This window comes from Celeribacter sp. (assembly GCF_048259695.1).
Classification (GTDB): Bacteria; Pseudomonadota; Alphaproteobacteria; order Rhodobacterales; family Rhodobacteraceae; genus Celeribacter.
Genome location: NZ_JBLXHL010000004.1, coordinates 353,782 through 379,549 on the forward strand (window position 1 = coordinate 353,782; position 25,768 = coordinate 379,549).

The following is a 25,768-nucleotide window of genomic DNA, read 5'->3' on the forward strand; positions in this document are numbered from 1 at the left end:
CAGGGGAATTAGGGCAAAAAAAGACCCCGCCGTGGCGAGGTCTTCCTTAACTCTTAACAGTTAACGCTCTGACAAGATCAGCGGAGCGTCAGGCGAACCCGATTAATGGGCATGGCCTTTGTCCCAGTCTTCTTGCTTGGGCAATGTTTCGAACGTGTGCTCTGGTGGTGGGCATGGCAGGGTCCACTCGAGTGTATCTGCGTACTCGTTCCAGTAGTTGTTCTCTGTCACGCGCTTGCCTGCGAGCAGCGTGTAGAACACGATGCCGATAAACAGCAGGAAGGATGCGAAGGAGAGAAGAGCGCCCCACGAAGAGACATAGTTCCAGTAAGCGAAGGCTTCAGGATAGTCGATGTAGCGGCGTGGCATGCCCTGACGACCCAGGAAGTGCTGTGGGAAGAAGGTCAGGTTTACACCGACAAAGAACATCCAGAAGTGAACCTTACCCCAGAACTCGGGATACTGGCGCCCTGACATTTTGCCGATGTAGAAATAGATACCGGCAAAGATGGTAAAGGCGGCCCCCATCGACATGGTGTAGTGGAAGTGTGCCACAACGTAGTAGGTGTCGTGATAGGCACGGTCCACACCCGGTTGCGACAGAACGATGCCTGTGACGCCGCCGATTGTGAAGAGGATCAAGAAGCCGAATGCAAAGAGCATTGGCGTTTTGAACTCGACCGAGCCGCCCCACATGGTTGCGATCCACGAGAAGATTTTCACCCCTGTCGGCACCGCGATTACCATCGTGGCGAGCATGAAGTAGGACTGCTGTGTGAGAGACATCCCGACGGTATACATGTGGTGCGCCCACACAACGAAGCCCAGAACACCGATCGCGATCAGCGCCCAAACCATTGGCAGGTAGCCGAAGATGGATTTGCGCGAGAAGGTTGCGATGATGTGGGACACCAGACCAAAGCCGGGAAGAACCACGATGTACACTTCGGGGTGACCAAAGAACCACAAGATGTGTTGGTACAAGATCGGATCGCCGCCGCCGCCCGGTTGGAAGAACTGGGTGTTGAAGTTGCGATCGGTCAACAACATGGTGATGGCGCCTGCCAGAACGGGCAGGGACAGCAAGATCAGCCATGCGGTGACAAAGATCGACCATGCAAACAGCGGCACTTTGAACATTGTCATGCCCGGCGTGCGCATGTTGAGGAAGGTGGTGATCATGTTGATCGCACCGAGAATCGACGAGGCGCCGGAGACGTGAACCGCGAAAATCGCCAGATCCATCGAATAGCCGCCTTCGTTGGTCGAGAGCGGCGGATAGAGAACCCAACCCACGCCCGAGCCGAGCTGACCGTTGCCGCCGGGAGCCAACATGGATGCAATGCCAAGGCCAACACCTGCGACGAACAACCAGTAGGACAGGTTATTGAGGCGCGGGAACGCCATGTCCGGAGCGCCGATTTGCAGCGGCATGAAGTAGTTGCCAAAGCCGCCGAACAGCGCAGGGATCACCACAAAGAACATCATCAGCACACCGTGATAGGTGATCATAACGTTCCAGAGGTGGCCGTTTGGCGTACAGGGGTTGGCCAGAAGACCTTCCATACACATGTACTGGACACCGGGTTCCATGAGCTCGAGGCGCATGAATACGGTGAAACAAACGGAGATGAAGCCCACAGCCGCAGCTGTGAACAGATAAAGGATACCGATATCCTTGTGGTTGGTCGACATGAACCAACGAGTAAAGAACCCGCGGTTGTCTTCGTGCCCGTGGCCGTGAATGGCTGCGTCTGCCATGCGGTCCTCCCGATTTATGTGCGTCTTATGCGTTTGCTCCGCCGCCCCTTTTGCTCAGGAGTCAGTAGGCGGAATTAGAATATGTTTACTGGGTCATGTCCGCGTGCGCAATGTGTCAACGCGCCCCAAACGCAGAAAATTACCGCGTATGGCTTGCAATTGGACCATCGCATCCCAAGCAGCTGTGCGCCTGCGGCCCGTTCGATGCCTGTTCGCCGCCGGTCATGGCGCAGTCCACCGTTCAAACACAAACCGCCGCCCCCTGCGGGTGCGGCGGCATGATCGGGTGGGGTGGCGTGTCCCGTGTGCGGTTAGAACGAGGCCAGATAGGCGGCGATGTCCGCGCCGTCTTTCAGTTTGAATGTCATTTTCGATTTTGCGGACTCTCCCAACCGGTCTGACAGAAACGCCTTGGGGTCCGCGACATATTCAACAATCAGGGCCTCGGTCCAGACCAGACCGGCCGCGCCGGCGGCCACGATGCTGTCGCCGTATTTGAAGCCCTCGGAGGTGCCTGCGGTGCGCCCGACGATGCCGAACAGGTTCGGACCGGTCTTGCCGCCCTTCACGATGTCGGTGTCGCCGTCCGCGATCATGTGGCAGGATTTGCATTTCTTGAAGTCCGCTTCACCGGCGGCGGCATCGCCTGCGACGGCGGTGGTGGAGGTGGCCATCAGGGCGACGGCGGTCAGGGCGAGAAGTTTGGTCATATCGGGATTCCTTTGAACGCAGTGTTTGTACACATATTAGGGCGAACAGGTTAAAAATACAGGTTTGCACTCTCACAGGAGTGAAGGCCGGCACGGATTGGCCGCTGTGACCCGCCCCGATAGGATGAAATCCGCCAAAGCCGTGCATTTATCGCGCCCCCCGGATCAAGGACCGCCCCGCGCTTTACGGGTAGACTCCTCAGCGGTTGGGTCATTTGGACCCCGAACGACAGGAGGACGCTATGGGCCAGACATTCAGACAGGCGCGCTACACGGGGTTGGTTGTCGGAGTTTTGCTCGGACTACAACCGGCTGCGGTTCTGGCGCAACCGGCGTGGGACGGATGGTATGGCGGGGCCGTGATCGCAAAGTCGCAATCGGATGGCCAGTTTACCCCCCTCGGCTCTGCGCCCTATGGCACCGCCGACTCCAATCCCGCAATCGGCGGCGCCTTTGTTGGCTACGCCTTTCAAAAGGACAGTTTCGTTTGGGGGGTCGAGGCCAGCTATATGACCGGCTTGGGGTCAGGCGGCAGTTTCGCACACGGTGCCGGGAGCTCGTCGATGGACATTTCGACCGATAGTGTTGCCTCCCTCGGCCTGCGGGGGGGCGTGGCGCAGGGATCCGCGTTGTTCTTTGCTTCGGCAGGTGTGGCGCGGATGGACATGCAACTTGATGTCAATGTGTTCTCGCCTGCGGATACGATCACGTTTCATGACGGCGTGACCACAAGCTATGTCGGGATCGGTGTCGCCTATCAGATCGACACAGGTTGGTTCGCCCAACTCGAGGCCCGCCACTATAACGACTTTTCGGCCTCCAACCCGTCGATGGGGTTCCCGAACACCACGACAACGATAAGCCCTGGTACCCATCATTACACTTTTGACACGGTGTCTTTGGGCATCGGCCTACAATTCTGATGGCGTTTTGGTCTGATGGCGGTTTTGGCGCGCGTTCAGCCTTTGCGCGCGCCGAACACCGCGTCAAACCCGCGTTCGAGCGCCACATCCACGTCATCCATTGTCACAGGGAGGCCCAGATCGACCAGCGAGGTCACGCCGTGCTCGGTGATCCCGCACGGCACGATGCCACCGAAGTGGCTCAGGTCGGGTTCGACGTTGATAGACAGCCCGTGAAACGACACCCATTTGCGGATGCGCAAGCCGATGGCGGCAATCTTGTCCTCGGGTTTGGCGCCGGTGGCGGTGAGCGGTTTGTCGTCGCGCACCACCCAGACCCCGACCCGTCCGTCACGGATTTCGCCGTGAACGTTGAACTCCGCAAGCGCGGCAATCACCCACGCTTCCATATCGGCCACGAATTTGCGCACGTCCTTGCCGCGCTTGCCCACATCAAGCATGGCATAGGCCACCCGTTGCCCCGGACCGTGGTAGGTATATTGCCCGCCACGTTTGCTCGCGTAGACGGGAAAGCGGTCGGGATCGACGAGGTCTTCGATCTTGGCGGAGGTGCCTGCGGTATAGAGGGGCGGGTGTTCGACGAGCCAGATCAGCTCATCGGCCTCGCCCCGCGCAATCGCATCGGCGCGGGCCTCCATCTGTGCCACGGCATCGTCGTAATCGGTGAGGCCCGGTGTTCTGCGCCATTCGACCATTGCAATTGCTCCTTTAGCGCGGCAGTAGCCCCGCCTCCTTAAGTGTCTTGATGTTGGTGCGGCTCACGGGGATGTCGTCGCCTGTTGTCATGCTCAGGATCGCGCGGTCGCCATCGCGGCGCACCCCCGTGACCTGATCAAAGGCCGCCCAGTGGGAGCGATGCACCTGCGCGCCGCGTGTCGTCTCGCCAACCTCGCGCACAGCATCGCCAAGGCGCATGAGGATCAACGCCTCGCCCGTGCTGGTGCGCACCCGCACATAATGATCCTCGACCGAAAGCGCCACAAGAGCCCCACGTTTCTCGATCGGCACGCGGTCCAGAATTGGCACGCCTGCGCGGGGGGGATGGTTTTGATCCGTGCGCATTCTGGTGTCGAAATACTGAAACGCGGCGGTGATGAGAAGGGTCATCCCGACCAAAGTCGCCGCAAACAGCGGCCAGTCGCGTGCGGGTGGTACCCACCCGAATGCCATCGCATTGATGACCACAACCACCGCCAACACACCGAGGCTTGTCAGTATCCCGAGCGTAAAGACCCGAAACGCAAAGGGCAGGGCGCCCAGACCTGGTTTGAGCGTAAGGGTGATCAGCGATCCGGCGGCAAAGGTCAGGCTCACCATCGCGGCCCAATACACGAGGCGCGGGCCAAAGCCGAGCAACGCGCCCGAATTGAACGGGGCGGCCAGAGTGACAAACACGCTCACACCCGCGAGCGCCAGAAGCGTCTCCCGCCGTGTCATATACGCCCGCCATTCACGAAGCGCGACTTGCGTTTTCCCGTCACTCACGAAGCAAACCCCTTATTTCGCGCAATTCAAATGGCACGACAGGCGGGGGGTTGTCTAGGTCATCCCGTCGCCGTGTCTCCCCTCGGTCCCATCCGATACCGCGCATTCGAGCGCCCACCGAAAGGCCCCCCATGTCTCTGGACCCGTTTCTTGCCGCTGCCCCCGTTATCCAACTCCATGCCTCTGCGGCCTGTGTCGCCATCGTGCTTGGCCCCGTGGTGATATATCGCCGCCGTCGTGACCGTTTGCATAAAACGTTGGGATATGTGTGGGCGGTGGCCATGGCACTGGCCGCCCTGTCGTCCTTTGGCATTTCGGGGTTCGGACTGATCGGGCCGTTCTCGGCGCTGCACCTGTTGTCGCTCTTTGCGCTGTGGTCGCTCTATTCGGGCGTGGCTCATGCGATTGCGGGCCACCGCGTGGGCCACGAGAAAACCATGCGCAATCTCTACTGGCGCGGCTTGGTGGTGGCGGGGGTGTTCAATTTCCTCCCGGGCCGCATCACCAACCGCATCTTTATGGACGAGGCGCGGCAATGGGGATGGGTCGTGATCGCCCTTGGCCTGGCCTTTATTGCCCTGGGGGTGTGGCGTGAAATCCGCCGCGAGGCGCCCACCGCGGGTGGCGCGCGGCACGGGGCGCAACGGGTGTCTGAACTTTCCCTCTAAAACTTCGAATTAGTGCTTGCGGCTCATTTGAACATTCATTAGAGAACCCCTCACCAAGCCTAGACAGTGCGGTCGTGGCGGAATTGGTAGACGCGCAGCGTTGAGGTCGCTGTGGGGTAACACCCGTGGAAGTTCGAGTCTTCTCGACCGCACCATTCTCTCTCCGGAGAGTTTAGAAAAAAGCCCCTGCCATATTGGTCGGGGCTTTTTCTTTGGGCGGACTTCGGGGGGATGCAGGCGTTTCACCACACCGGTTGCCACATTGATCTCGGCCCTGTTCGTGTGACGTGAAAGGGGCTAAACACCTTCTATGAGCCAAACCTTCGCATCCATTGCCGATTTTCTCGCGGCCCCGTTTGACACGATCATCGACGTGCGCGCCCCCGCCGAATTTGCGCATGACCATGTGCCCGGTGCGATCAACCTGCCGGTTCTCGATGACGCCGAACGCGCCCGGGTCGGGACGATCTATGTCCAGCAATCGCCCTTTCTTGCCCGAAAGATCGGGGGCGCTTTGGTGGCCCGCAATGCCGCCGCGCATATCGAGGGGCCATTGGCGGACTATGAGGGCAATTGGCAACCGTTGGTCTATTGTTGGCGCGGTGGACAGCGCTCGAACGCGTTCGCGACGATCCTGCGCCAGATCGGGTGGCGCGTGGAGGTGGTCGAGGGCGGATATAAATCGTGGCGGCGTCTGGTCGTCAAAACCCTGTATGATGACCCGCTGCCCCATCGGTTTGTTTTGATCGACGGCAACACCGGTACGGCCAAAACCGACCTGATTGCCCGCGTCAAAGCGCAAGGCGGTCAGGTGCTTGACCTCGAAGGTCTGGCCAATCATCGCGGCTCGATCTTTGGCGGTCTCGGCACGCAGCCTGCGCAAAAGGCGTTCGAGAGTGCTCTGGCGGTGGAGCTGTCCAAACTGGATCCTGCGAAACCCACTTTGGTTGAGGCGGAAAGTTCGCGCATTGGTCAGGTCTCGGTGCCGTCCTCGGTTTGGGCGGTGATGTGCGCCGCGCCGCGCATCGAGGTGACAGCCCCACTGTCGAGCCGCGCGGGCTACCTCGCACAGGCCTATGCCGACATCGTCCACGATGCGCATTTGCTTGAAAAGCTGCTTACAAAACTGGTCCCGTTTCAGGGGTATGAGCGTGTTGATGCGTGGAAAGACCTTGCGCGGACGGGCAATTTTGTCGATCTCGCGGGCGGGTTGATGGCACAGCATTATGACCCGCGCTATACGCGTTCACGGGCCAAACACACCCCTGTTGTCTCGGCGACGATTGATCTGTGCGACATGGATGTGGCGGCGCGTGACGAGGCGGCGGGCGAAGTGATAAAGGTTATGGCGTCGCTGTCAGGGTGATCGCGTCCTGTGCGCTGTCCTTGGTTATTTCCCCGATGATTGCCGCCTCATAACCGGCTTTTTTCAGTTTCTTTACAAGGTTGTCCGCCCCCGCGGCCCCGACACAGGCAAGCAACCCGCCGGCGGTTTGCGGATCGAACAACAAATTGCCCATCGCATCGTCGGGTCCGTCATATTCCGCGGCATAGGCGCGATTGGCGGGCGCGATGGTCGAGGCCACTCCCGATTGCGACAACGCCAATGCGCCGTCCAACAGCGGGATATGTGACAGGGTGATGGACGCGCTGACGCCGCTTGCGCGACAGATCCCGAGCAGATGCCCCGCAAGGCCGAATCCCGTCACATCCGTCATCGCATGCGCACCGTTCAATATCCGTGCGGCCTTGCCGGAGGATTGCGCCATCGACGCATAGGCGGCGGCGACATCGCGCCCGTTGGCCTGCATCGCCATTTCGGCGGCGAGCAACACGCCCGTGCCGACGGGCTTGGTGAGAATGATCCGGTCGCCCGCCTTGGCCCCCGCAAGGGTGATGGGCGTGTCGGTCAGCCCCGTGACGGTGAACCCGATGGACAACTCCGCGCCCATGGCGGTATGCCCGCCGATGATTTCGGCGCCCTCGGCGGCAAATACCGCGCGCGCGGCGGCCATGATTTCGGACAGCCATGCCTGTTGGAGGGGCGGGGACAAGCGGGGCAGGGTCACGGTGGCCAGTGCCGATTGCGGTGCGGCCCCCATCGACCAGACATCGCCAAGGGCGTGAATGGCGGTGATCTGCGTCATCAGGACGGGATCGGGAATAAAGGCACGCAAATGGTCGACGGAGATCACTTGGGCTTGGCCGCCGTGGACCTTGCCGTGGGTCAGCACAGCGGCGTCATCGCCCGCAAGGCGGGTCACATCGGCGCGCTTTGGTCCTGTGTCATCGCGCAGCACACGCGAAAGAATATCCCCGCCGACTTTGGCACCGCAGGCACCGCACATCGGCTTTTTGCCCTCGACCTCATCGCGCAGCCCCGCGGCCACGACATCGGGCAGGACGGGCGGGCGCATCGGGTTGAGGTTTTTCAGACCGGCCATGAATTTGCGGTCGATGCTGTCTTTCCACCGCCACATCACGCGACCTTTGAGGCGCAGTCCGTTCTTGTCGGCCAAGGCGGATTTGCCGCCAAGCGAGATCAGTTTGAGATAATCTTTTTGCGGATGGTACAGGCTCTTTTTTACCGCGCCGCGCTGTTCGGACAGTACAATGCGCAGGTTGTCGAACAACACAGGCGCCTCGCGCACGGCAAATACCCCCGCTTTGGGGCGGGGCGCATGGGCCAGATGGGCGCAATCGCCCGCCGCGAAAATGGTGGGATCCGACGACTGCAAGGTCGGCCCGACACGCACATAGCCCTGCACAATGGTCAGATCGGTGTCGGCAAGCCACGCATAGGGGCGCGCACCCGCAGCGCCGAGGGTGAAATGTGAGGCAATGGTGCTGCCATCGGTCAGGGTCAGGCTCTGCGCTCCGACCTGTCCCACCGCCGTGTCGGGCAAAAGCGTGACGCCCGCATCTGTGAGCGCGGTCAAAAGCGCGGTGCGCGTAGGGGCGCGGAATTCCTCCAGTATGGCGCCGCGATCAATCAGGGAGACGCTCAGCCCGTCCGTGCCTTTGAGCGCATGGGCCATCGCCATCGCCAATTCGGCCCCTGCCACCCCGCCACCGATAACGCACATCTGCGGCGGGGTCCGGCCTGCGCGGACGGCGGCGCGGTAGTTGTCCCACTGTGTGGCAAACCGGTCGAGCGGTTTGGCGGCAATCGCGTGATCGGTAAAGCCCGCGAGATCGGGCATATCGGAGGTGATCCCGATGTCGATGGAGGCCACATCGTAATGGACCGGCGGGCGGCCCTCGACGTGGATCAGTTTGCGTTTGCGGTCGATCCCCGTGGCGCGGCCCAAAACGGCGCGCGCACCCGCGAACCGCGCGAGGCGCAGCAGGTCCAGTTCCAGATCTGTACGGGCGTAATGCCCCGCCACAAAGCCCGGCAACATGCCTGAATAGGCGGCGACCGCGCCGGGGTTGATGACCGTCACCCGCACACCTGCGAGCGGTTTCATCCCCCACCGTTTGAGAACAAGCGCATGGGTATGTCCACCGCCAATCAGGACAAGGTCGCGGGTCAGGGGGAAGTCTTGCATGGGGCGGCTTTCTGTGGTGCGTCAGGTCAGTGTGGCACGGGGAGGTCTTCAAAGATGTTAATGCGGGCCATCGTTCGTTCAGGGCGCACACCACTGTCCGCGCCATCCATCACGGCGCTCATAAACCGCACGGCTATGGGTCGGACGGTTGAGCGAGACGACATCCATCGTGTCGACCGTCAGGCGTAAAATCGCAAAACGGGCGGCGTCGGGCGTGCGGGTGTAGGCATCGGGTGCGGTGATCGGCGTGCCGGGGGCGGGTGTGACGCCATAATCGGGCAGGGCGCGATCACTCAGGCCGGCCCATGCCGCTTGCGCCTGTGGCCCCTCGATCACCGCGATTGTGCCGCGCAGCCGCAGTTGCAACAACACGTCCTCGCGCCACAGCGTCAGGGCCGCACGCGGATCAGTGGCAATCTCGGCGCATTTGCGGGTGGACGCATCGGTAAAGATGTCAATCGTGCATCGCGCAGGATCGGCGGCCCGCAACACCACGCCCCGCGCCTCGGGGGCGCCATCCGCGCCAAGCGTGGCCAGAGTGGCCAGGCGTGCGTCGACACGGTTGGACACGGATTGCGGCAACAATACCGCCCAACTTGCGTTGAAAAGCTGCGCGAGGTCGAGGGTCCATGTGGGTAAATCTGCATCATTCATGAACAGACCCTGCCGTGCGGGGCGCTTGGATGCAAGTGTTCTGGACGTCGCAGCATAAGGCGCTACAGTCACGCACATGACTGTAACCAATGCCCCTCGTGCGAACGATCCGATGAAATCCACCGTAACCGATCCGTCCGCTGTCACTGACGCCCCCGCCACCGCCGATATGCGACACACCGCCTTGCGCCTGTTCGAGGCGGGAGTGGCACAGGCCGATCCCGCCGCCGCGGTTGAGGCGGCGCTGGCCGGACGCAGGTTTCACAACCCCTTGGTGATCGCCATTGGCAAGGCGGCCCGCACCATGGCCGAGGCCGCGATGCGCCATGTCACCCCCGATATGGTGGTGGTTGTGACAAACTACGAAAACGCATCGCCTTTGGAGGGCGCGGAGGTCCATGCCGCCGCCCACCCTGTGCCTGACATTCAGGGCGCACGTGCGGCGTTGCGGGTCGAACAGGTTCTGGCCCATGCCAAGGGCGAGGTTCTGGCGCTTATTTCCGGTGGCGGTTCGGCGTTGTTGCCCGCGCCCGTGACGGGGGTGACGCTTGAGGAAAAGGCCGAAACCAACCGTCTGTTGCTCGCCTCCGGTGCCGATATCGTCACCATGAACCTTGTGCGCCAACATCTGTCGCGGCTCAAAGGCGGCGGGATCTTGCGCGCGGCCTACCCGTCGAAAGTCACCACATTGGTGTTATCCGATGTGGTAAGTGATGATTTTCGCGCCATTGCCTCCGGTCCGACGGTCTCGCCGATTGGCACGCCCGAAGAGGCGGTCGAGGCGCTCAAGGCGCTTGGGGTCTGGGACCGTTTGCCCGTATCGGTGCGCACACATTTGACCCAGGATCTGCCTGACATGGGGGCCTTGCCCGAGGGCGAGATTGAATTGATCGGCTCCAATGCGCGGTCGGTGGCCGCGATGGCGCGTGCGGCGGGGGGCGGCGTGACCCACGGGGTGCATGTGTTCCCCGTACCACTTGAGGGCGATGTGGCGGATGCGGCCGAGGTGATCGTGGATTGCGTCACGGAAAACGGCGTCTACCTGTTCGGCGGTGAAACCACGGTCAAAATAAAGGGCGATGGCCTTGGCGGGCGCAATCAGGAACTGGCCCTGCGCGTGGCGCAACTGGCCGCCGCACGCGGGATCACCGATTACGTGTTCTTGTCGGGCGGAACGGACGGGCGCGATGGGCCGACGGATGCGGCGGGCGGAATGGTCGATGATGGCACGCTGACCCGTATGGCGGCGGCGGGGCTCGATCCGGATGACGTCCTGGCACGCAACGACAGCTATCACGGCCTCGCGGCAGCGGGGGATTTGCTTCAAACCGGGGCGACCGGCACCAACGTCGCGGACCTTCAGGTGTTTATCAAAGCCTGAGCGGGGCCGCGGTGCGGTGGTCGTCCCTTAGCGGGCGAAGGAAATCCCGTAGATCAACTGGCGCAGGCCAAGGGCGGCACCCGCCACGATGGAGGCCACGGTGACGGGGGCGGCATAGGCCAGAACCGACATCGCGGACAGACCTTGTCCGACGGTACAGCCGAAGGCCACCACCGCGCCGATCCCCATGAGGGCCGCGCCAAGGATCTGGCGTTTCAATTCACGCGGATCCTCGCAGGCTTCCCATCTGAAATGCCCCTTGAACAACGAGCCGATCGCGGCCCCCGCAAGCACACCCGCGACCGAGCCCACGCCAAAGTTGAGCGAGGTGGCGGAGGAGGTCATTGTGTAAAACATCGCATCGCCAATGGGGGCTGCAAAGGTGTGGGACACCACAGGTTCGGCCTCGAATGCGGCATGGGACAGCCATGCGGTGCCGGCCCAACCGGATACAATGGCCAGACCGACAATCGCGCCCCACAGGATCAATTTCCCGTTGGCGCGAAAGGCCTTGGAGGAGAGCGCCACAACAAGCACAACGGCCCCCGCCACATAGGGCGACAGGCCCCAGTGCATGAAGGTGGGCGGCGAACTCGCAGGCACAGGCGGAAACAGGGCCACGCGCAGGCCGGCAAGCGGGCCGTTGAGGGTGACGTAGGTGGCCAACCCCATCACGGTGACAATGACAAAGTTGCGCAAATCACCGCCGCCCAAACGGGCCAAAGCGCCAAAACCGCAATTGCCCGAAAGCGCCATGCCATAGCCGAACATCACGCCCCCGCCGATAGAGGCGAGCGGATACCATTTCATCGACAGGTAGGCGGTCATGGCGGGATCAAACAGGCCCGTGGACATCATCGCACCTGTGCCGATCAGGGCAACACCGATGGCCACGCCCCATTGGCGGGCGCGCAGATCAGAGCCTTGGTAGAGGGCGTCTTCGATGGCGCCCATGGAACAGAACCGCCCCAAACGGGCAGCAAGACCGAGCAGCAGACCGCCAAACAGGCCGATCAGCGCGGCAATCGTTCCGGATTCAACTGTATCGAGCACTCTGTGACCCTCCCCAAGTCAAAAGGAGAGCCCCGCACCTTCAGGTGGCAGGCTTCGCCTTATCCGCGTCTACGGAACAAAACATCTCATAGATCACTTCGAGAATGCGTTTGGGGCGTTCATCCGTCAAGGAGTAGTAGATCGCCTTGCCCTCGCGTCGCGGTGTCACAAGCCCCTCAAGGCGCAGACGCGCAAGCTGTTGGCTCACCGCCGCTTGCCGCGCCGAGAGCAGCTCTTCGAGTTCCGTGACGGATTTTTCCCCCGTAACCAGATGACACAAGATCATCAGGCGGCCCTCATGGCTCAACGCCTTGAGCAGTTGCGAGGCATCACAGGCGCTGCTCATGATGAGGTCCATGTCCTCGGAGGACATATCCGGTGTGATTGTGGGCAATGAAGACGATTGATGATCCATACGCACGTCCAGCGGTCTCACTTTTGTTCAGAACGCGATCTCGTCAAGGATGGCGTCTATTCCTGCCCCGGCACACTCCGCGTCCAAATCCGGACCGGGAGCCCCCGAGACCCCAATTCCCGCTACTATAGAGCCTGCGGCCTCAATCACAAGCCCGCCGCCAAGGGCAAGGGGCTCTGACAGGTCACGAATCGCCCCCATCATACCATCGGGCGCGGTTGTTTCGCCCAAGGACAGCGTGTCGGTGCGAAACGAGACGGCTGTCCATGCCTTGCGCCGTGCGGTTTCAAAGACGTGCAGCCCCGCGAAACGGTCGCGCACATAGGCCTGCGGCAGACCGAACCGGTCCACCACCATCACGCCCACCTGATAGCCCGCATCGCGGCACGCCTCCATCGCGGCGGTGGCCGCCGTCAGGGCGATTTCGGGTTTGAGGACCTGAAAGGTGACAAACGCGCTGTCGTCGTCTTGGGCTGAGGCGGGGGCAGGGACGAGGGCAGGGGCGAAGGCAGGAACACAAAGGGCAAGGGCCACGAGGGCGGCAGGGGCGATACGGGTCACTGGATGGTCTCCTTTGAAATATGCGCCCGCGCCGTGTATGCATTTGCGGTCCGGGGCGCGGGGTCAGTCGGATGCGGCGGGCGGCGTGTCGTCAGGGCCTGTTTCGGGGCGGGTCTGCGTGTCGAAACCGGTGTGGTCGCGCAAGATCACGGTCAGCATGGACCAGAACAGGTCCTCACCGCCGTAGCCCTCGATGCGGGTCAGTTCGCGGCCCTCATCGACCAGAACAAAGGTCGGGGTCAGAACGGGGCGTGAGGTGAACACGACATCGTCGGGGCGGTCTTTGATATCCAGACGGCGCAACGGGGCAAAAGCGCCTTCGGGCGTTTTGGGGTAAATCGGTGCGATTTCGGCGTTCCAACGGGTGCAATAGGCGCAGCCCTCGCGCTCGATCATAATCAACTCCATCGCGGATGCGGGGAGGGCGGCGAAGGACAGGATGGCGGCGGCGACAAAGCCCGGATTTTTAAACCACATTGGAATGCCCGATTGACGTGTGCGTTACAAACAACCTAATTTGAATATGTGAATGACACAAGGTGCGCAAAGACTGCACTGGTGGGCATATGACCCACACGGGGAGGATTTCAATGTTGGACGTCAGTTTCATCTCGGCATTTCTGGGTGGGCTTGTGGTGTTTTTCTCACCCTGCATCCTGCCGATTGTGCCGTTCTACCTCTCCTATATGGCCGGTGTCGGCATGGGCGAGATCCGCGCAGACGGGGCGTTGGCTCCGGGCGTGCGCAAACGCGCGATTGCCGCGTCGGTGATGTTTTCGCTCGGGATCATCACTGTGTTTGTACTGCTCGGGGCGGCGGCGTTTTCCCTGTCGCAGGCATTTCGCTCCTATCAGGATGTCTTTCGCATCGGCGCCGCGCTTATCGTTTTTGTGATGGGGCTGCATTTTCTCGGCGTGATCAAAATCGGCATTCTGAACCGCCAGTTCCAAGTGAACGGGGGCGATGTGACAAAAATGAACGTCTGGTCGTCCTACCTGATCGGGTTGGCCTTTGCCGCCGGATGGACGCCTTGCGTGGGGGGGATTCTCACCGCCGTGGTGTTTACGGCCTCGGTCGAGGAAACGGCGACACGCGGTTTGGCGCTCATGTTGGTGTTCGGCGTCGGTATGACGTTGCCGTTCGTGATCGCAGCGGTGTTTATCAAACCGTTTTTGGGATTTGCCGCCCGATTCCGCCGCCACTTGCCCAAAGTTGAAAAGCTGATGGGCGTTTTCCTGATCCTGTTCGCGGTTTTGATCGTGACCAACTCGGTCAACCTGATCGCGGCATGGATGCTCGACACCTTTCCTGCCTTTACCAAAATCGGCTCATCCGGCACGCTTTGAGGCCCTAAACCACACGGGAGACGCATATGTTTCATCTTGCACGACGTACAGTCATGGCCGCGGGCCTCATCGCCCTTACGGCCTTTCCGGCGACCCTTCCCGCTCTGGCCCAACAGATGGGCGACGACGGGTTGCATAAGGCCGCGTGGCAACGCGACACGTTCAAGGATCTGCGCGAGGACCTCGCGGAGGCCACCGCCGAGGGCAGGCGCCTGTTGGTGATGATTGAACAACGCGGCTGTATCTACTGTAAAAAGATGCACGAGGAGGTCTATCCCGACCCGGAAGTCACCGCGATGATCGAGGATCATTACTTCGTGGTCCAGATCAATATGTTCGGCGATGTCGAGGTGACGGATTTCGATGGCGAAACGCTGTCGGAAAAAGATATGGTCGCGAAATGGAATGTGCTGTTCACGCCAACGAATCTCTATTTCCCCGAAGAGGTCGAAGAGGGTGTTTCCGCAACATCTGCGGCGGTGGCAAGTGTGCCTGGCGCCTTTGGCCGGCTCACAACGTACAACATGATGCGTTGGGTGCTTGATAAAGAATACGAGGGCGATGAGCCGTTCCAAAAATACCATGCCCGTCAGATAACTAAGCAGCAGGACACAGGGAAACTCAACGTTTACGAATGACGGCCATGGTGGGGCGCACGGACATAAAAAATCGGAAAATTCGTTTTTTTGAATTTGTTCTTGCGCGTTCGCGAAATGGTGCGCTACGGTATGCCCAAGAAAAGAGCGCATGCTTAAGCGCAATAAAAACAAGTCTTAGGGAGGAGACATGAAACGCACCGCAACCACATTCGCTGCACTTTGCCTCACAGCAACCGCAGCTACGGCCGAAGTGGCCCCGGCAGACGTAATGTACGAGGACGGCGCAATTGCCGCATCTCTGACTGGCGCCGCAGGGAACGCTGACCAAGGTCGCAAGATCATGACCGACAAATCCATGGGCAACTGTATCTCGTGTCACGCCGCACAAGCGTACTCTGATGTCCCGTTCCCCGGCGAAGTCGGTCCGGTCCTTGATGGGGCCGGCTCACGTTGGACCGAAGCAGAATTGCGCGGTCTCGTCGTGAACCCCAAAGTGATGTTTGAAGGCACGGTTATGCCCGCCTTCTACAAGGTTGATGGTTTTACCCGTCCGGGTGACGCCTACACAGGCAAAGCTGCTCCGGCTGATCTGCCACCGCTTTTGTCGGCGGCCCAGATCGAGGACGTGGTTGCCTTTCTCATGACGCTCAAAGACGAATGATCGTCTGAATTTACGAAAACGAGGACTAATCCATGAAACTCACACGACGTGACGCTCTGGCTCTCGGCCTTGGTGCGACGGCAGCATCCCTGCTTCCGTTCCGCGCATTTGCCGCAGCCGACGAAGCTATCGCCGCATTTACCGGCGGTTCCGAAGTAGGTGAGGGTGGTCTCACCCTGACCGCGCCCGAGATCGCTGAAAACGGCAACACGGTTCCCGTGTCCGTTGATGCTCCCGGTGCTGTATCGATTCTCATCCTGGCCACAGGCAACCCGACACCCGGTGTGGCGACCTTTAACTTTGGTCCTCTGGCCGGTTCGCAAGCGGCGTCCACCCGTATCCGCCTCGCCGGAACGCAGGACGTTGTTGCCATCGCAAAAATGGCAGACGGGTCGTTCGTCAAGGCCGCTTCCACCGTTAAAGTAACCATCGGCGGCTGTGGCGGCTGATCGGTTTACCGACTTATTTAGGAGACATACACAATGGCATCTGGTGTAAAACCCCGCGTTAAAGTCCCGAAGTCGGCTTCTGCTGGCGACGTGATCACCATTAAAACCCTGATCTCGCACCCTATGGAGTCCGGTCAGCGTAAAGACGGCGACGGTAACATCATTCCGCGCTCGATCATCAATCGTTTCACCTGTGAGTTTAACGGCGAGTCCGTTATCGATGTGAAGCTCGAGCCCGCTGTGTCGACCAACCCTTATGTTGAGTTCGATGCGACGGTTCCGGCCGCCGGTGATTTCAAATTCACCTGGTACGACGATGATGGGTCCGTCTACGAGGAAACCAAATCGATCAGCGTCGGCTAATTTAGCCACGTGCTCAGGGAGGAGAAACGCATGAAAAAAACAATGCTCAGCACTGTGGCTGTACTTGCAGCCCTCACATTCGCGGCGCCTGTCGTCGCGGATGAAGACGCCGAACTGGTGATCAATGGCGACATTGAAATCGTCACAAAAACCGATGCCCCCGCACACCTTGATGGTGCGCTTGGCGAGGTTCTGTCGGGGTGGCGCTTCCGCTCGGATGACACACAGGCCATGCAAATGGATGATTTCGACAACCCCGGTATGCTTGGTGCCGAAGAGGGGCTTGCCCTTTTCGAGGCCTCATGGGGCTCCGAAGGCAAGGCCTGTGCCGACTGTCACGATGGTCCTGAAAGCCTCTCCGAGGTGCGCGCAACGTACCCGAAGTGGAACGAGAGCGCGGGTGAAGTCCGCACCATCCAGATGCAGGTCAACGATTGCCTCACCACCAGAATGGGGGCAGACGCCGAAAAGTATGACAGCGGTAAAATGCTCAACCTTGAGGCCATGTTGGCGGTTGCCGCACGCGGTACACCTGTGAACGTGACCATCGACGGTCCGGCGTCCGAGATGTGGGAAAAGGGTAAAGAGATTTACTATACCCGTTACGGTCAACTGGAACTGTCGTGCGCAAACTGCCACGAGGACAACTACGGCAATCTGATCCGTGCGGACCATCTGTCCCAAGGGCAGATTAACGGGTTTCCGACGTACCGTTTGAAAAACGCCAAACTCAACGGGACCCACGGCCGCTTTAAGGGGTGTATCCGTGACACCCGTGCCGAGACCTTTAGCCCGGGCTCGCCCGAGTTCGTGGCTCTTGAGCTTTATGTTGCATCGCGTGGGAACGGCCTGTCGGTCGAAGGCCCGTCTGTTCGCAACTAAATCTGTGATGGCCCCGCTTTTCCATTGGGAAGGGCGGGGTTTTCTCCAGTCAAATATATTCAAAATCCCGCATAGGTCTTGATGCGACCTTGCCAAATCAAACGGAGCTACGCGCATGATCTCCCGTCGCGATTTCCTTCAGGTCTCTATGGCCGCCTCAGCAATGGTCGGGGCCTCCGGCTTTGGCAATTGGTCCCGCCTTGCGGCGCAGCAGACCCTGACCCAAGACCAATTGCTTGATTTCGACACCTACGGCAACGTGTCGCTGATCCACGTCACCGATATCCACGCACAGCTCAAACCGATCTATTTCCGCGAGCCGTCGATCAACATCGGCGTGGGCGGCAACAAAGGTGCGGTTCCCCATGTCACGGGCGCGGATTTCCGCAAGCTCTACGGCATCGAGGACGGATCGCCCTCGCACTATGCGCTGTCGTCGGGTGATTTTTCCGCACTGGCACAGGGCTATGGCAAGGTCGGCGGCCTTGACCGTGTGGCCACCGTGATCAACGCGATCCGCGCGGCACGCCCTGACGCATTGTTGCTTGACGGCGGCGACACGTGGCACGGCTCCTACACCTGTTTCCACACCGAAGGCCAGGACATGGTCAACGTGATGAACGCGCTCAAACCTGATGCGATGACCTTCCACTGGGAGTTCACGCTCGGCTCCGACCGCGTCCGCGAAGTTGTGGCCGATCTGCCGTTCGCAGCACTCGGCGCCAATATCTATGACGCCGAATGGGATGAGCCCGCCGAGGATTTCGCACCTTACAAATTCTTTGAACGCGGCGGCGTCAAAATCGCCGTCATCGGTCAGGCGTTCCCCTATATGCCGATCGCCAACCCCGGTTGGATGTTCCCCGAATACTCCTTCGGTATCCGCACCGAGCGGATGCAAGAGGTCGTGGACGAGGTCAAAGCCCAAGGCGCGGGGCTCGTGGTCCTGCTGTCGCACAACGGTTTTGACGTCGACAAAAAGATGGCCTCGCTCGTGACAGGCATCGACGTGATCCTGTCGGGCCACACCCATGACGCGCTGCCCGAGCCTGTGCTTGTGGGCGAGACGATCCTGATCGCCTCCGGTTCCAACGGGAAATTCGTCAGCCGTGTCGATCTTGACGTGCGCGACGGTCAAATGATGGGCTTCCGTCACAAACTGATCCCGATTTTCTCGGATGTGATCGAACCCGACAAAGAGGTCGCCGCCCTCATCGACGAACAGCGCGCCCCCTATCTGGACGAGATGTCCGAGGTGATCGGCGAAACCGATAGCCTGTTGTACCGCCGTGGCAATTTCAACGGCACATGGGACAACCTGATTTGTGACGCCCTGATTGAACAGCGCGAGGCGGATATTGCCATGTCGCCCGGTGTGCGTTGGGGGCCAAGCCTGATCCCCGGTGACAAGATCACCCGCGAGGACATCTGGAACGCCACATCCATGACCTATGGCAAGGCGTATCGCTCCGAGATGACGGGCGAGTTCATCCATACGATTATGGAAGACGTGGCCGACAACATTTTCAACCCTGATCCTTACTACCAACAGGGCGGCGATATGGTGCGTATGGGGGGGCTTGGCTACACCATCGACATCACCAAGCCACAGGGCGAGCGGATCACCGATATCACCATGCTCAAGACGGGCGAGAAACTCGATCCCGCGAAAACCTACACCGTCGCGGGCTGGGCCTCGGTCAACGAGGGGACCGAAGGCCCCGAGATCTGGGACGTCGTGGAGGATCACATCCGCGCCAAAGGCACCGTCACGGCCGAGGAAAACACCTCCGTCAAGGTGCTCGGCCTCTAGAACAGATCAAAACCGTTCCGTGCCTTTGTCAAAGGGTGCGGGGCGGTTTTCTGCTTCAAATTCATTCACATAGGCGAATGATAGAATTTAACACCGCGTTTGAAACCGTATTCAACAAGGGAGCACATTCCATGAGTGACACCCCCACACACGATAGCCCCGCCAAAGGCCCCAACCGCCGCGCGTTCTTGCGCGGTGCTGCGGCGACTGGTGTCGGTCTGGCCGCCACAGGCAAGGCCGTGGCCCAAGACAACACCCCCGACCCGCTGATTACCGAAATTCAGGATTGGGCAAGCTCCACAGGTGAGGGCGTTGATGCCTCGCCTTACGGGATGCCGATCCAGTTCGAGAGCGATGTGATCCGGCGCAACGTGCCGTGGCTGACCGCGGATGTGATTTCCTCGATCAACTTCACGCCGATCCACGCGCTTGACGGGACCATCACCCCGCAGGGCTGTGCATTCGAACGTCACCACTCGGGTGCGATCGAGCTGAAAAAAGAAGACTACCGCCTGATGATCAACGGTCTTGTCGATCAACCACTGGTCTTTACCTACGCCGACCTGGAACGGTTCCCGCGTGAAAACCGCACCTATTTCCTCGAATGCGCGGCCAACACCGGCATGGAATGGGCGGGCGCACAGCTGAACGGCTCGCAATTCACCCACGGGATGATCCATAACATGGAGTATTCCGGTATCACCCTGCGCACGCTTCTTGAGGAAGCGGGTCTGAATGCGGCGGGTGATCTGGCCGACAAATGGGTTTACGTCGAGGGCGCCGATGCCTCGTCGAACGGGCGCTCTATCCCGATGGAAAAGGCGCTTGATGACGTGCTCGTCGCGTTCAAGGCCAACGGTGAGGCGCTTCGGATGGAGCATGGCTATCCCGTGCGCCTCGTGGTTCCGGGTTGGGAAGGCAACATGTGGGTCAAATGGTTGCGTCGCATCGAGGTGACGGACCACCCGATCGAGAGCCGCGAAGAGACGTCGAAATACACCGACACTCTGGCCGATGGCACCTCGCGCAAATGGACGTGGATCATGGATGCGAAATCCGTTGTGACCTCGCCCAGCCCGCAGATGCCCATCACCCACGGCAAAGGTCCGCTCGTGATTACCGGTCTGGCATGGTCGGGGCGCGGGGCGATCTCGGGCGTGGATGTGTCCATCGACGGTGGCAAGACATGGCAAAAAGCGCGTCTGGCCAAGCCGGGCGAGAAAATGGCGCTCACCCGGTTCTATCTCGACATCAATTGGGATGGTTCGGAGATGCTCCTGCAATCGCGCGCCCATGATGACACGGGCTACGTTCAGCCGACCAAAGCGCAATTGCGCGAGGTGCGCGGCGAGAACTCGGTCTATCACAACAACTGTATTCAGACCTGGTGGGTCAAAGAAAACGGGGAGTCAGAAAATGTCGAAGTTTCTTCCTAAACTGATCGCAGGCACGGCGCTCGTGGCCGCGCTCGCGGCCCCCGCATATGCGGAGAAAATGGGTCTTGGCCGTGTGGCACTGCCCGACGAGATTGCCGCATGGGATCTTGATATCGGTCCACAGGGACAGGGGTTGCCCATAGGGTCTGGCTCGGTCGAAGACGGCGAAATGATTTTCTCCGACAACTGTGCCGCCTGTCACGGCGAGTTCGCCGAAGGTGTGGACAACTGGCCCAAACTGGCGGGCGGCGACGGGACGTTGGCGGATAAAGATCCGCTCAAAACCGTGGGCTCCTATTGGCCGTATCTGTCGACCGTGTTTGACTATGTGCGCCGCTCGATGCCGTTTGGCGCGGCCCAAACCATGTCGGACGACGATGTTTACGCGATCACCGCCTATATTCTCTATTCCAACTATCTCGTGGAGGACGATTTCGTTCTCACCAACGAGAATTTCATGGATGTCGAGATGCCCAACGCGGACGGTTTCATCCTTGATGATCGCGCGGAGACCGAGTTGACGATCTTTACCGAGGCCAATGCCTGTTACGAGAACTGCAAGGATACGGTCGAAGTGACCAAACGTGCTGCGGTTCTGGACGTGACACCTGAGGAAGAGGGCGCGGGGGAGGCGGCTGCCGTCGAGGACGCGGTTGTCGAGGAGGCCGCCGTCGAGGAGGTCGTGGCCGAGCCCGAGGCCGCCCCTGTGGTTGCCGCAGCCTTTGACGCCGATCTGGCCGCTGCGGGCGAAAAGGTCTTTAAAAAGTGTAAGGCCTGTCACCAAGTCGGCGAAGGGGCGCAAAACAAGGTGGGTCCCGTCCTCAACGGCGTTTATGGCGCCGCTGTCGCGCATGTCGATGATTTCAAATACTCCGGTGACATGCAGGACGCCCATGACGCAGGCACAGTTTGGGACGACGCGCACCTGTCGGAGTTCCTCGCCAAACCCAAGGCCGTTTACAAAAAGACCAAGATGTCTTTTGCGGGCCTGAAAAAGGACGACGACATCAAAGCGGTGATCGAATACCTCAAATCCGTGTCGCAATAAGCGAGACACCGGAAGGGCAGCCTATAGAGGCTGCCCTTTTTCTATGCTACATTGCCCGGATGACACTTGGCCGCGTGCTCAGGAGACCTCTCATGCACCCTATGTTGACCGCACTTGCCGTGAGCGCATTGATGCTCGCCGCCCCCGCGACCGCCAATGAGGCCGCGATCACCTTTGACTATGATGGCACGTTTGACGATGCCACTTTTGCCGTTGAGGATGCGATTATTTCAAAGGGTCTGGTGATTGATTACCGCAGCCACACCGGCGAGATGTTGGAACGCACCCGCGAAGATGTCGGATCTGACGTGACGATTTTCGACGCTGCGGATGTGTTTTTGTTTTGCTCGGCCACGGTGTCGCGTCAGGTGATGGAAGCCGACCCGATGAACATCGTGCATTGCCCCTTTTCGATTTTTGTGGCCGATCAGGCGGGCAAGGTGACCATCGGGTTTCGCGACTACCCCGATGGACCGATGCAAGCCGTCGAAGATTTGCTGACAGAGATTGTGGAAGAGGCCACAAGCTTCTAACTGTAGTGCCTGAACTCGGTGGGGCGCTCAATTGCGCTCCATCCCCGCGCGAAGGGAAACGGCATGGATATCAGCGTTGATTGGATCGACCGGTTTATGGGGCTATCCAGCCTTGATGATAAACTGCGCGACCGTCTGACCACACAATCGCAAATCGTGACGGTGCCAAAGGGAACCATCCTGTTTGGTCCGGGCAAAAGCCCCGAGAACCTGTTGCTCTTGCTTGAGGGGACCGTGCGCGTGCAACAAACCTCCGAGGGGGGGCGCGAAATGGTGCTTTACCGTGTGCATGCGGGTGAAAGCTGTGTTTTGACCACCGCGTGCCTGTTGGCCTACGAGGATTACTCCGCCGAAGGGATTGCCGAAACCGAAGTGCAGGCCGCGGCCATTCCGCGCCGTGTGTTCGATGATCTGGTGGCGACCTCAAAGAGCTTTCGCACCTTTGTGTTCTCGGCCTATTCGCGCCGTATTACCGATCTGTTCCATGTGATCGAAGAGATCGCCTTTCAAAAGGTCGATATTCGACTGGCTCAAAAACTGGTGGAACTGGCTGATACCGACGCCACGCTCAAGGCAACCCACGCGCAATTGGCCGCCGAACTTGGCACCGCGCGGGAGGTCATTTCGCGACAGTTACAAGAGTTCCAACGGCGCGGGTGGGTGGCCACCGCCCGTGGCGAGGTCCGTCTACTTGATGTCGACGCCTTGAAGTCCCTCTCGGAAGCGGCCTGAGAGGGACTGTGCCGGTTTAGCGTTTGTTCATCGGGCAGGTGTTCACTCCGATCAGCGAGTAAAGCAGGCACGAATTCAACAGGCCTGTAGCGAGCGGCACGATGCCGATCAGAAACAGCGGATTGCCGTTGATAAAGAAACCCGCGATCAGGGCAACACCGACAACGATGCGAATGATGCGGTCGAGACCGCCTACGTTTTTCTTGAGCATGGGATGACTTTCTCTTTTAAGGTTCACCCGAACGCTAACGCGGCGCTTTGTCCCTGTCTGTGACTAACTCACGTTGCGGGTGCGTCATTCCGGCTCATGTGGGTGGGTCCAAAGCCCGTCTTTCCCCAACGGGCGCAGCAGCGTCGAGACGGTCAGGGCAGGGACCGCGCGCAAAGCGTGCCGCCAGTGTGGAACCCCGTCGCGGTCGATGATGCGGGCGCGGATCCCTTCGAGGAAATCGGTCTGTTCGACGGCGCGACAGGTGAACCGGAACTCCTGTTCAAGAGCGGCCTCAATGGTATCGGCCCCACGGGCGCGGTGGATCAGTTCGATCGAGGCGGTCATGGCAAGCGGATCGTTTTTATCCATCAGGCCAAGGGTTCGAGCGGCAAAGTCCGGGGCGTCACTATGGTCGAGCGCGTTGAGAATGTCGCGCAATGTGGCCCCTGCGAAATGCATGTCAATGCGCGGCTGCAATGCCTTTAGCGGCGCGTCGTCTGCGGGCAGGGCGTGCGGATCGATTCGGGCGACATCCCCCGTCGTGCAAAGCGCGGCGATGAGGGCGGGCCATGTCTCGCGGGGAACCAAATAATCGGCAAATCCGGCGTAGATGGCATCCTGTGGCCCCATGCGAAACGCGGTCGCGGCGAGGTATTCGCCCACCCGTCCGGGCGCACGGGCGAGCAACAGCGTGCCGCCCACATCCGTGACCAGTCCGATGGCACATTCGGGTAGGGCGATCCGTGTGGTGTGATCGACAATGCGGTGCGATCCGTGACACCCCACACCGACCCCGCCGCCCATGGTATAGCCGTGTAGAAAGGTGACGACGGGTTTGGGAAAGTGAAACAGCGCGGCGTTCATGTGGTATTCGCGCCGCCAGAACGATTGGGCAAACCCCGCGTTGCCCGCGATCCCTTCGGCGTAGACCTGAGCGATATCGCCGCCCGCGCAAAAGGCCTTGTCGCCCGCGCCATCGATGATGAGCAGGGCAATGGTGTCGTCCTTGGCCCATGCGGCAAGTGTCGCGGTGATGGCGTCACACATCGACGGGGTCAGTGCATTGAGCGCGGTGGGACGGTTGAGCGTGATGCGCCCTGCCAGCCCTTCGCGCCGGATGTTCAATTCTGTATGTTTTCCACTCATGCGCCCATGTTCGTCCCGGCTCCGCGCGGGTCAAGGGAATGTGGCGTAAAATGTTTGAAAAATGCAATTTTAATGGGGATTGTCACCAAATATCTCATGTTAATGTTTTAAATAGACAGTTTGCATAGTCTGCCCGCTTTGCATTTGTTCGGGATATTATGTCCAAATCCGCAGTGCAACTTGACACGGAGGGCCTCTAGGGAGGACGCTAAGGACAGGGACGAAACGCGCATGTGCAAAACGGAGGATACTGCATGATTGTCGGACAAATCTTGAAAGGGAAAGCCATTACCACCACCGAGGGCATCGCCCCCGACATGACCGTGGGAGAGGCGGTTGCGATCCTGTCGGAAAAACGCATCGGGGCATTGGTGGTTGGAACAGACTTTGACCACCCCGATGGTATCCTGTCGGAGCGTGATGTGGTGCGTGAACTGGGGCGTCAGGGCGCATCCGTACTGGATCTGCCTGTAAGCGAGCTGATGACGCGTAAACTTGTCACCTGTCAGCCCGATCATACCGCGCTCGATGTGCTTGAAAAAATGACACAGGGTCGCTTTCGCCACATGCCTGTGATGGATGATGGCAAAATGGTTGGCCTCGTGTCCATCGGCGATGTGGTCAAGGCGCGCCTCGAAGAGTTGGCGATGGAACGCAATGCCCTCGAAGGCATGATCATGGGGCACTGACCGCGCACACGGATCGCACATGCAGGCTCCGCTGTTCAGGTCGCCGCCGGTGAGGTGCGGCGGGGCCTGATGCGGGGTCTGCGATGACGTTGCGCAACAGTTTTCCGGTCTCTTTCCTGTTTCGCTTGCGTTCATTCGCGCAATATTGTTGCTTGCACCCAGAGCAAGGAGAGCCTCATGCGCATTGGACTATACCCTGGCACATTTGATCCCGTCACCCACGGGCATGGCGACATTATTCGCCGCGCGTGTGCCTTGGTGGACCGGTTGGTGATCGGTGTCGCAATCAACCGCGACAAGGGGCCGATGTTCTCGCTCGAAGAGCGCGTTGAGATGTTGGAAGCCTATACCAAGGCAATCGCACAGGAGACGGGATGCGAGATTGTTGTGCATCCGTTCGAGAACCTTTTGATCCATTGCGCCCGCGATGTGAACGCGTCGATTATCATTCGTGGGCTGCGGGCTGTGGCGGATTTCGAGTATGAGTATCAGATGGTTGGAATGAACCGTGCCTTGGACAATTCGATCGAGACGGTGTTTTTGATGGCGGAGGCGCGCCATCAGGCGATTGCGTCAAAACTGGTCAAGGAGATTGCGCGACTTGGGGGGGATGTGTCGAAATTCGTCACCCCGCAGGTCGAGGCGCGTCTGTTGGACAAGCTGAAACCGTAAGCCTGTCGCGCCGCGGTGGCGGCCCT

29 protein-coding genes and 1 tRNA gene are annotated in these 25,768 nt (G+C 60.0%); 18 read left to right on the forward strand and 12 right to left on the reverse strand.

The window, feature by feature from the left end; all coding sequences use genetic code 11:
- Positions 1 to 102: 102 nt before the first annotated feature.
- Both ACN0Q0_RS09765 and ACN0Q0_RS09770 read right to left on the reverse strand, forming a co-directional pair.
- Entirely contained in the window at positions 103 to 1,761 is a 1,659-nt protein-coding gene (locus tag ACN0Q0_RS09765) for a cytochrome c oxidase subunit 1 (RefSeq protein WP_417243194.1), read from the reverse strand.
- Positions 1,762 to 2,072: 311 nt separating this feature from the next.
- Entirely contained in the window at positions 2,073 to 2,471 is a 399-nt protein-coding gene (locus ACN0Q0_RS09770) for a c-type cytochrome (protein WP_417243195.1), read from the reverse strand.
- A gap of 242 nt (positions 2,472 to 2,713) precedes the next feature.
- Here ACN0Q0_RS09770 and ACN0Q0_RS09775 point away from each other — a divergent pair, with 242 nt between their 5' ends.
- Positions 2,714 to 3,394, forward strand: a complete 681-nt coding sequence (locus ACN0Q0_RS09775) for an outer membrane protein (protein WP_417243196.1) — start codon at positions 2,714 to 2,716, stop codon at positions 3,392 to 3,394.
- Positions 3,395 to 3,429: 35 nt separating this feature from the next.
- Here the strand turns inward: ACN0Q0_RS09775 and lipB are convergent, their stop codons facing one another.
- Entirely contained in the window at positions 3,430 to 4,089 is a 660-nt protein-coding gene (lipB, locus tag ACN0Q0_RS09780) for a lipoyl(octanoyl) transferase LipB (protein ID WP_417243197.1), read from the reverse strand.
- Between the two features lie 13 nt (positions 4,090 to 4,102).
- On the reverse strand, positions 4,103 to 4,879 hold the full coding sequence (locus tag ACN0Q0_RS09785; RefSeq protein ID WP_417243198.1) for a LytTR family DNA-binding domain-containing protein: 777 nt from the start codon (positions 4,877 to 4,879) through the stop codon (positions 4,103 to 4,105).
- Between the two features lie 131 nt (positions 4,880 to 5,010).
- On the opposite strand from ACN0Q0_RS09785, the gene ACN0Q0_RS09790 reads away from it, so the two are divergent.
- The 3 genes from ACN0Q0_RS09790 to mnmH all read left to right on the forward strand — a co-directional run bounded on the left by ACN0Q0_RS09790 (position 5,011) and on the right by mnmH (position 6,913).
- Positions 5,011 to 5,547, forward strand: coding sequence for a DUF2306 domain-containing protein (locus tag ACN0Q0_RS09790; protein ID WP_417243199.1), 537 nt, complete (start codon positions 5,011 to 5,013; stop codon positions 5,545 to 5,547).
- Between the two features lie 68 nt (positions 5,548 to 5,615).
- Positions 5,616 to 5,702, forward strand: a tRNA-Leu gene (locus tag ACN0Q0_RS09795).
- Between the two features lie 155 nt (positions 5,703 to 5,857).
- Positions 5,858 to 6,913, forward strand: a complete 1,056-nt coding sequence (gene mnmH / locus ACN0Q0_RS09800) for a tRNA 2-selenouridine(34) synthase MnmH (RefSeq protein WP_417243200.1) — start codon at positions 5,858 to 5,860, stop codon at positions 6,911 to 6,913.
- Here the strand turns inward: mnmH and selD are convergent.
- Both selD and ACN0Q0_RS09810 read right to left on the reverse strand, forming a co-directional pair.
- Positions 6,891 to 9,098: a selenide, water dikinase SelD gene (gene selD, locus ACN0Q0_RS09805; protein ID WP_417243201.1), complete on the reverse strand. Its 2,208-nt coding sequence runs from the start codon at positions 9,096 to 9,098 to the stop codon at positions 6,891 to 6,893. The two genes, mnmH and selD, sit on opposite strands and share 23 nt — an antisense overlap.
- 78 nt (positions 9,099 to 9,176) lie before the next feature.
- Positions 9,177 to 9,752 (reverse strand): pyridoxamine 5'-phosphate oxidase family protein, encoded by a 576-nt coding sequence (locus ACN0Q0_RS09810; RefSeq protein ID WP_417243202.1) that lies wholly within the window; start codon positions 9,750 to 9,752, stop codon positions 9,177 to 9,179.
- Positions 9,753 to 9,828: 76 nt separating this feature from the next.
- Between ACN0Q0_RS09810 and ACN0Q0_RS09815 the strand changes: the two genes are divergently transcribed.
- Entirely contained in the window at positions 9,829 to 11,133 is a 1,305-nt protein-coding gene (locus tag ACN0Q0_RS09815; RefSeq protein WP_417243203.1) for a glycerate kinase type-2 family protein, read from the forward strand.
- A 27-nt stretch (positions 11,134 to 11,160) separates the two neighbouring features.
- Here ACN0Q0_RS09815 and ACN0Q0_RS09820 read toward each other — a convergent pair whose 3' ends face one another.
- From ACN0Q0_RS09820 to ACN0Q0_RS09835, 4 genes are all read right to left on the reverse strand, one after another.
- Positions 11,161 to 12,186, reverse strand: a complete 1,026-nt coding sequence (locus ACN0Q0_RS09820; RefSeq protein ID WP_417243204.1) for a YeeE/YedE family protein — start codon at positions 12,184 to 12,186, stop codon at positions 11,161 to 11,163.
- 40 nt (positions 12,187 to 12,226) lie between these two features.
- Positions 12,227 to 12,601, reverse strand: coding sequence for an ArsR/SmtB family transcription factor (locus ACN0Q0_RS09825; protein ID WP_417243205.1), 375 nt, complete (start codon positions 12,599 to 12,601; stop codon positions 12,227 to 12,229).
- 27 nt (positions 12,602 to 12,628) lie between these two features.
- Entirely contained in the window at positions 12,629 to 13,162 is a 534-nt protein-coding gene (locus tag ACN0Q0_RS09830; RefSeq protein WP_417243206.1) for a GlcG/HbpS family heme-binding protein, read from the reverse strand.
- 63 nt (positions 13,163 to 13,225) lie between these two features.
- Positions 13,226 to 13,639, reverse strand: coding sequence for a hypothetical protein (locus ACN0Q0_RS09835; protein WP_417243207.1), 414 nt, complete (start codon positions 13,637 to 13,639; stop codon positions 13,226 to 13,228).
- Between the two features lie 113 nt (positions 13,640 to 13,752).
- On the opposite strand from ACN0Q0_RS09835, the gene ACN0Q0_RS09840 reads away from it, so the two are divergent.
- The 11 genes from ACN0Q0_RS09840 (at position 13,753) to ACN0Q0_RS09890 (ending at position 23,024) form a co-directional block, all read left to right on the forward strand.
- Positions 13,753 to 14,508, forward strand: a complete 756-nt coding sequence (locus ACN0Q0_RS09840) for a cytochrome c biogenesis CcdA family protein (protein ID WP_417243208.1) — start codon at positions 13,753 to 13,755, stop codon at positions 14,506 to 14,508.
- Between the two features lie 53 nt (positions 14,509 to 14,561).
- On the forward strand, positions 14,562 to 15,146 hold the full coding sequence (locus ACN0Q0_RS09845; RefSeq protein WP_417243283.1) for a thioredoxin family protein: 585 nt from the start codon (positions 14,562 to 14,564) through the stop codon (positions 15,144 to 15,146).
- A gap of 148 nt (positions 15,147 to 15,294) precedes the next feature.
- The gene (gene soxX / locus ACN0Q0_RS09850; protein ID WP_417243209.1) at positions 15,295 to 15,768 is read left to right on the forward strand and encodes a sulfur oxidation c-type cytochrome SoxX; all 474 of its coding nucleotides are present in this window, start codon (positions 15,295 to 15,297) and stop codon (positions 15,766 to 15,768) included.
- Between the two features lie 32 nt (positions 15,769 to 15,800).
- Positions 15,801 to 16,217: a thiosulfate oxidation carrier protein SoxY gene (soxY, locus tag ACN0Q0_RS09855; RefSeq protein WP_417243210.1), complete on the forward strand. Its 417-nt coding sequence runs from the start codon at positions 15,801 to 15,803 to the stop codon at positions 16,215 to 16,217.
- 33 nt (positions 16,218 to 16,250) lie between these two features.
- A complete protein-coding gene (gene soxZ, locus ACN0Q0_RS09860) occupies positions 16,251 to 16,580 on the forward strand; it encodes a thiosulfate oxidation carrier complex protein SoxZ (RefSeq protein WP_417243211.1) in 330 nt (109 codons plus the stop codon).
- 30 nt (positions 16,581 to 16,610) lie between these two features.
- A complete protein-coding gene (soxA, locus tag ACN0Q0_RS09865; RefSeq protein WP_417243212.1) occupies positions 16,611 to 17,462 on the forward strand; it encodes a sulfur oxidation c-type cytochrome SoxA in 852 nt (283 codons plus the stop codon).
- 115 nt (positions 17,463 to 17,577) lie between these two features.
- On the forward strand, positions 17,578 to 19,275 hold the full coding sequence (gene soxB, locus ACN0Q0_RS09870; protein WP_417243213.1) for a thiosulfohydrolase SoxB: 1,698 nt from the start codon (positions 17,578 to 17,580) through the stop codon (positions 19,273 to 19,275).
- Positions 19,276 to 19,406: 131 nt separating this feature from the next.
- Entirely contained in the window at positions 19,407 to 20,711 is a 1,305-nt protein-coding gene (soxC, locus tag ACN0Q0_RS09875) for a sulfite dehydrogenase (protein ID WP_417243214.1), read from the forward strand.
- The gene (locus tag ACN0Q0_RS09880; protein ID WP_417243215.1) at positions 20,692 to 21,759 is read left to right on the forward strand and encodes a c-type cytochrome; all 1,068 of its coding nucleotides are present in this window, start codon (positions 20,692 to 20,694) and stop codon (positions 21,757 to 21,759) included. Before soxC ends, ACN0Q0_RS09880 begins: the two co-directional genes overlap by 20 nt.
- 92 nt (positions 21,760 to 21,851) lie before the next feature.
- Positions 21,852 to 22,292 (forward strand): DUF302 domain-containing protein, encoded by a 441-nt coding sequence (locus ACN0Q0_RS09885; protein WP_417243216.1) that lies wholly within the window; start codon positions 21,852 to 21,854, stop codon positions 22,290 to 22,292.
- A 63-nt stretch (positions 22,293 to 22,355) separates the two neighbouring features.
- Positions 22,356 to 23,024: a Crp/Fnr family transcriptional regulator gene (locus ACN0Q0_RS09890; protein ID WP_417243217.1), complete on the forward strand. Its 669-nt coding sequence runs from the start codon at positions 22,356 to 22,358 to the stop codon at positions 23,022 to 23,024.
- Positions 23,025 to 23,040: 16 nt separating this feature from the next.
- Here the strand turns inward: ACN0Q0_RS09890 and ACN0Q0_RS09895 are convergent, their stop codons facing one another.
- Together ACN0Q0_RS09895 and ACN0Q0_RS09900 are read right to left on the reverse strand one after the other, a co-directional pair.
- Positions 23,041 to 23,235, reverse strand: coding sequence for a DUF2892 domain-containing protein (locus tag ACN0Q0_RS09895; RefSeq protein WP_417243218.1), 195 nt, complete (start codon positions 23,233 to 23,235; stop codon positions 23,041 to 23,043).
- Between the two features lie 84 nt (positions 23,236 to 23,319).
- Positions 23,320 to 24,381, reverse strand: a complete 1,062-nt coding sequence (locus ACN0Q0_RS09900; protein WP_417243219.1) for an enoyl-CoA hydratase/isomerase family protein — start codon at positions 24,379 to 24,381, stop codon at positions 23,320 to 23,322.
- A 254-nt stretch (positions 24,382 to 24,635) separates the two neighbouring features.
- Here ACN0Q0_RS09900 and ACN0Q0_RS09905 point away from each other — a divergent pair, with 254 nt between their 5' ends.
- Positions 24,636 to 25,070: a CBS domain-containing protein gene (locus tag ACN0Q0_RS09905; RefSeq protein WP_417243220.1), complete on the forward strand. Its 435-nt coding sequence runs from the start codon at positions 24,636 to 24,638 to the stop codon at positions 25,068 to 25,070.
- A 177-nt stretch (positions 25,071 to 25,247) separates the two neighbouring features.
- Positions 25,248 to 25,742, forward strand: coding sequence for a pantetheine-phosphate adenylyltransferase (gene coaD, locus ACN0Q0_RS09910; RefSeq protein WP_417243221.1), 495 nt, complete (start codon positions 25,248 to 25,250; stop codon positions 25,740 to 25,742).
- The last annotated feature ends 26 nt before the right edge of the window (positions 25,743 to 25,768 follow it).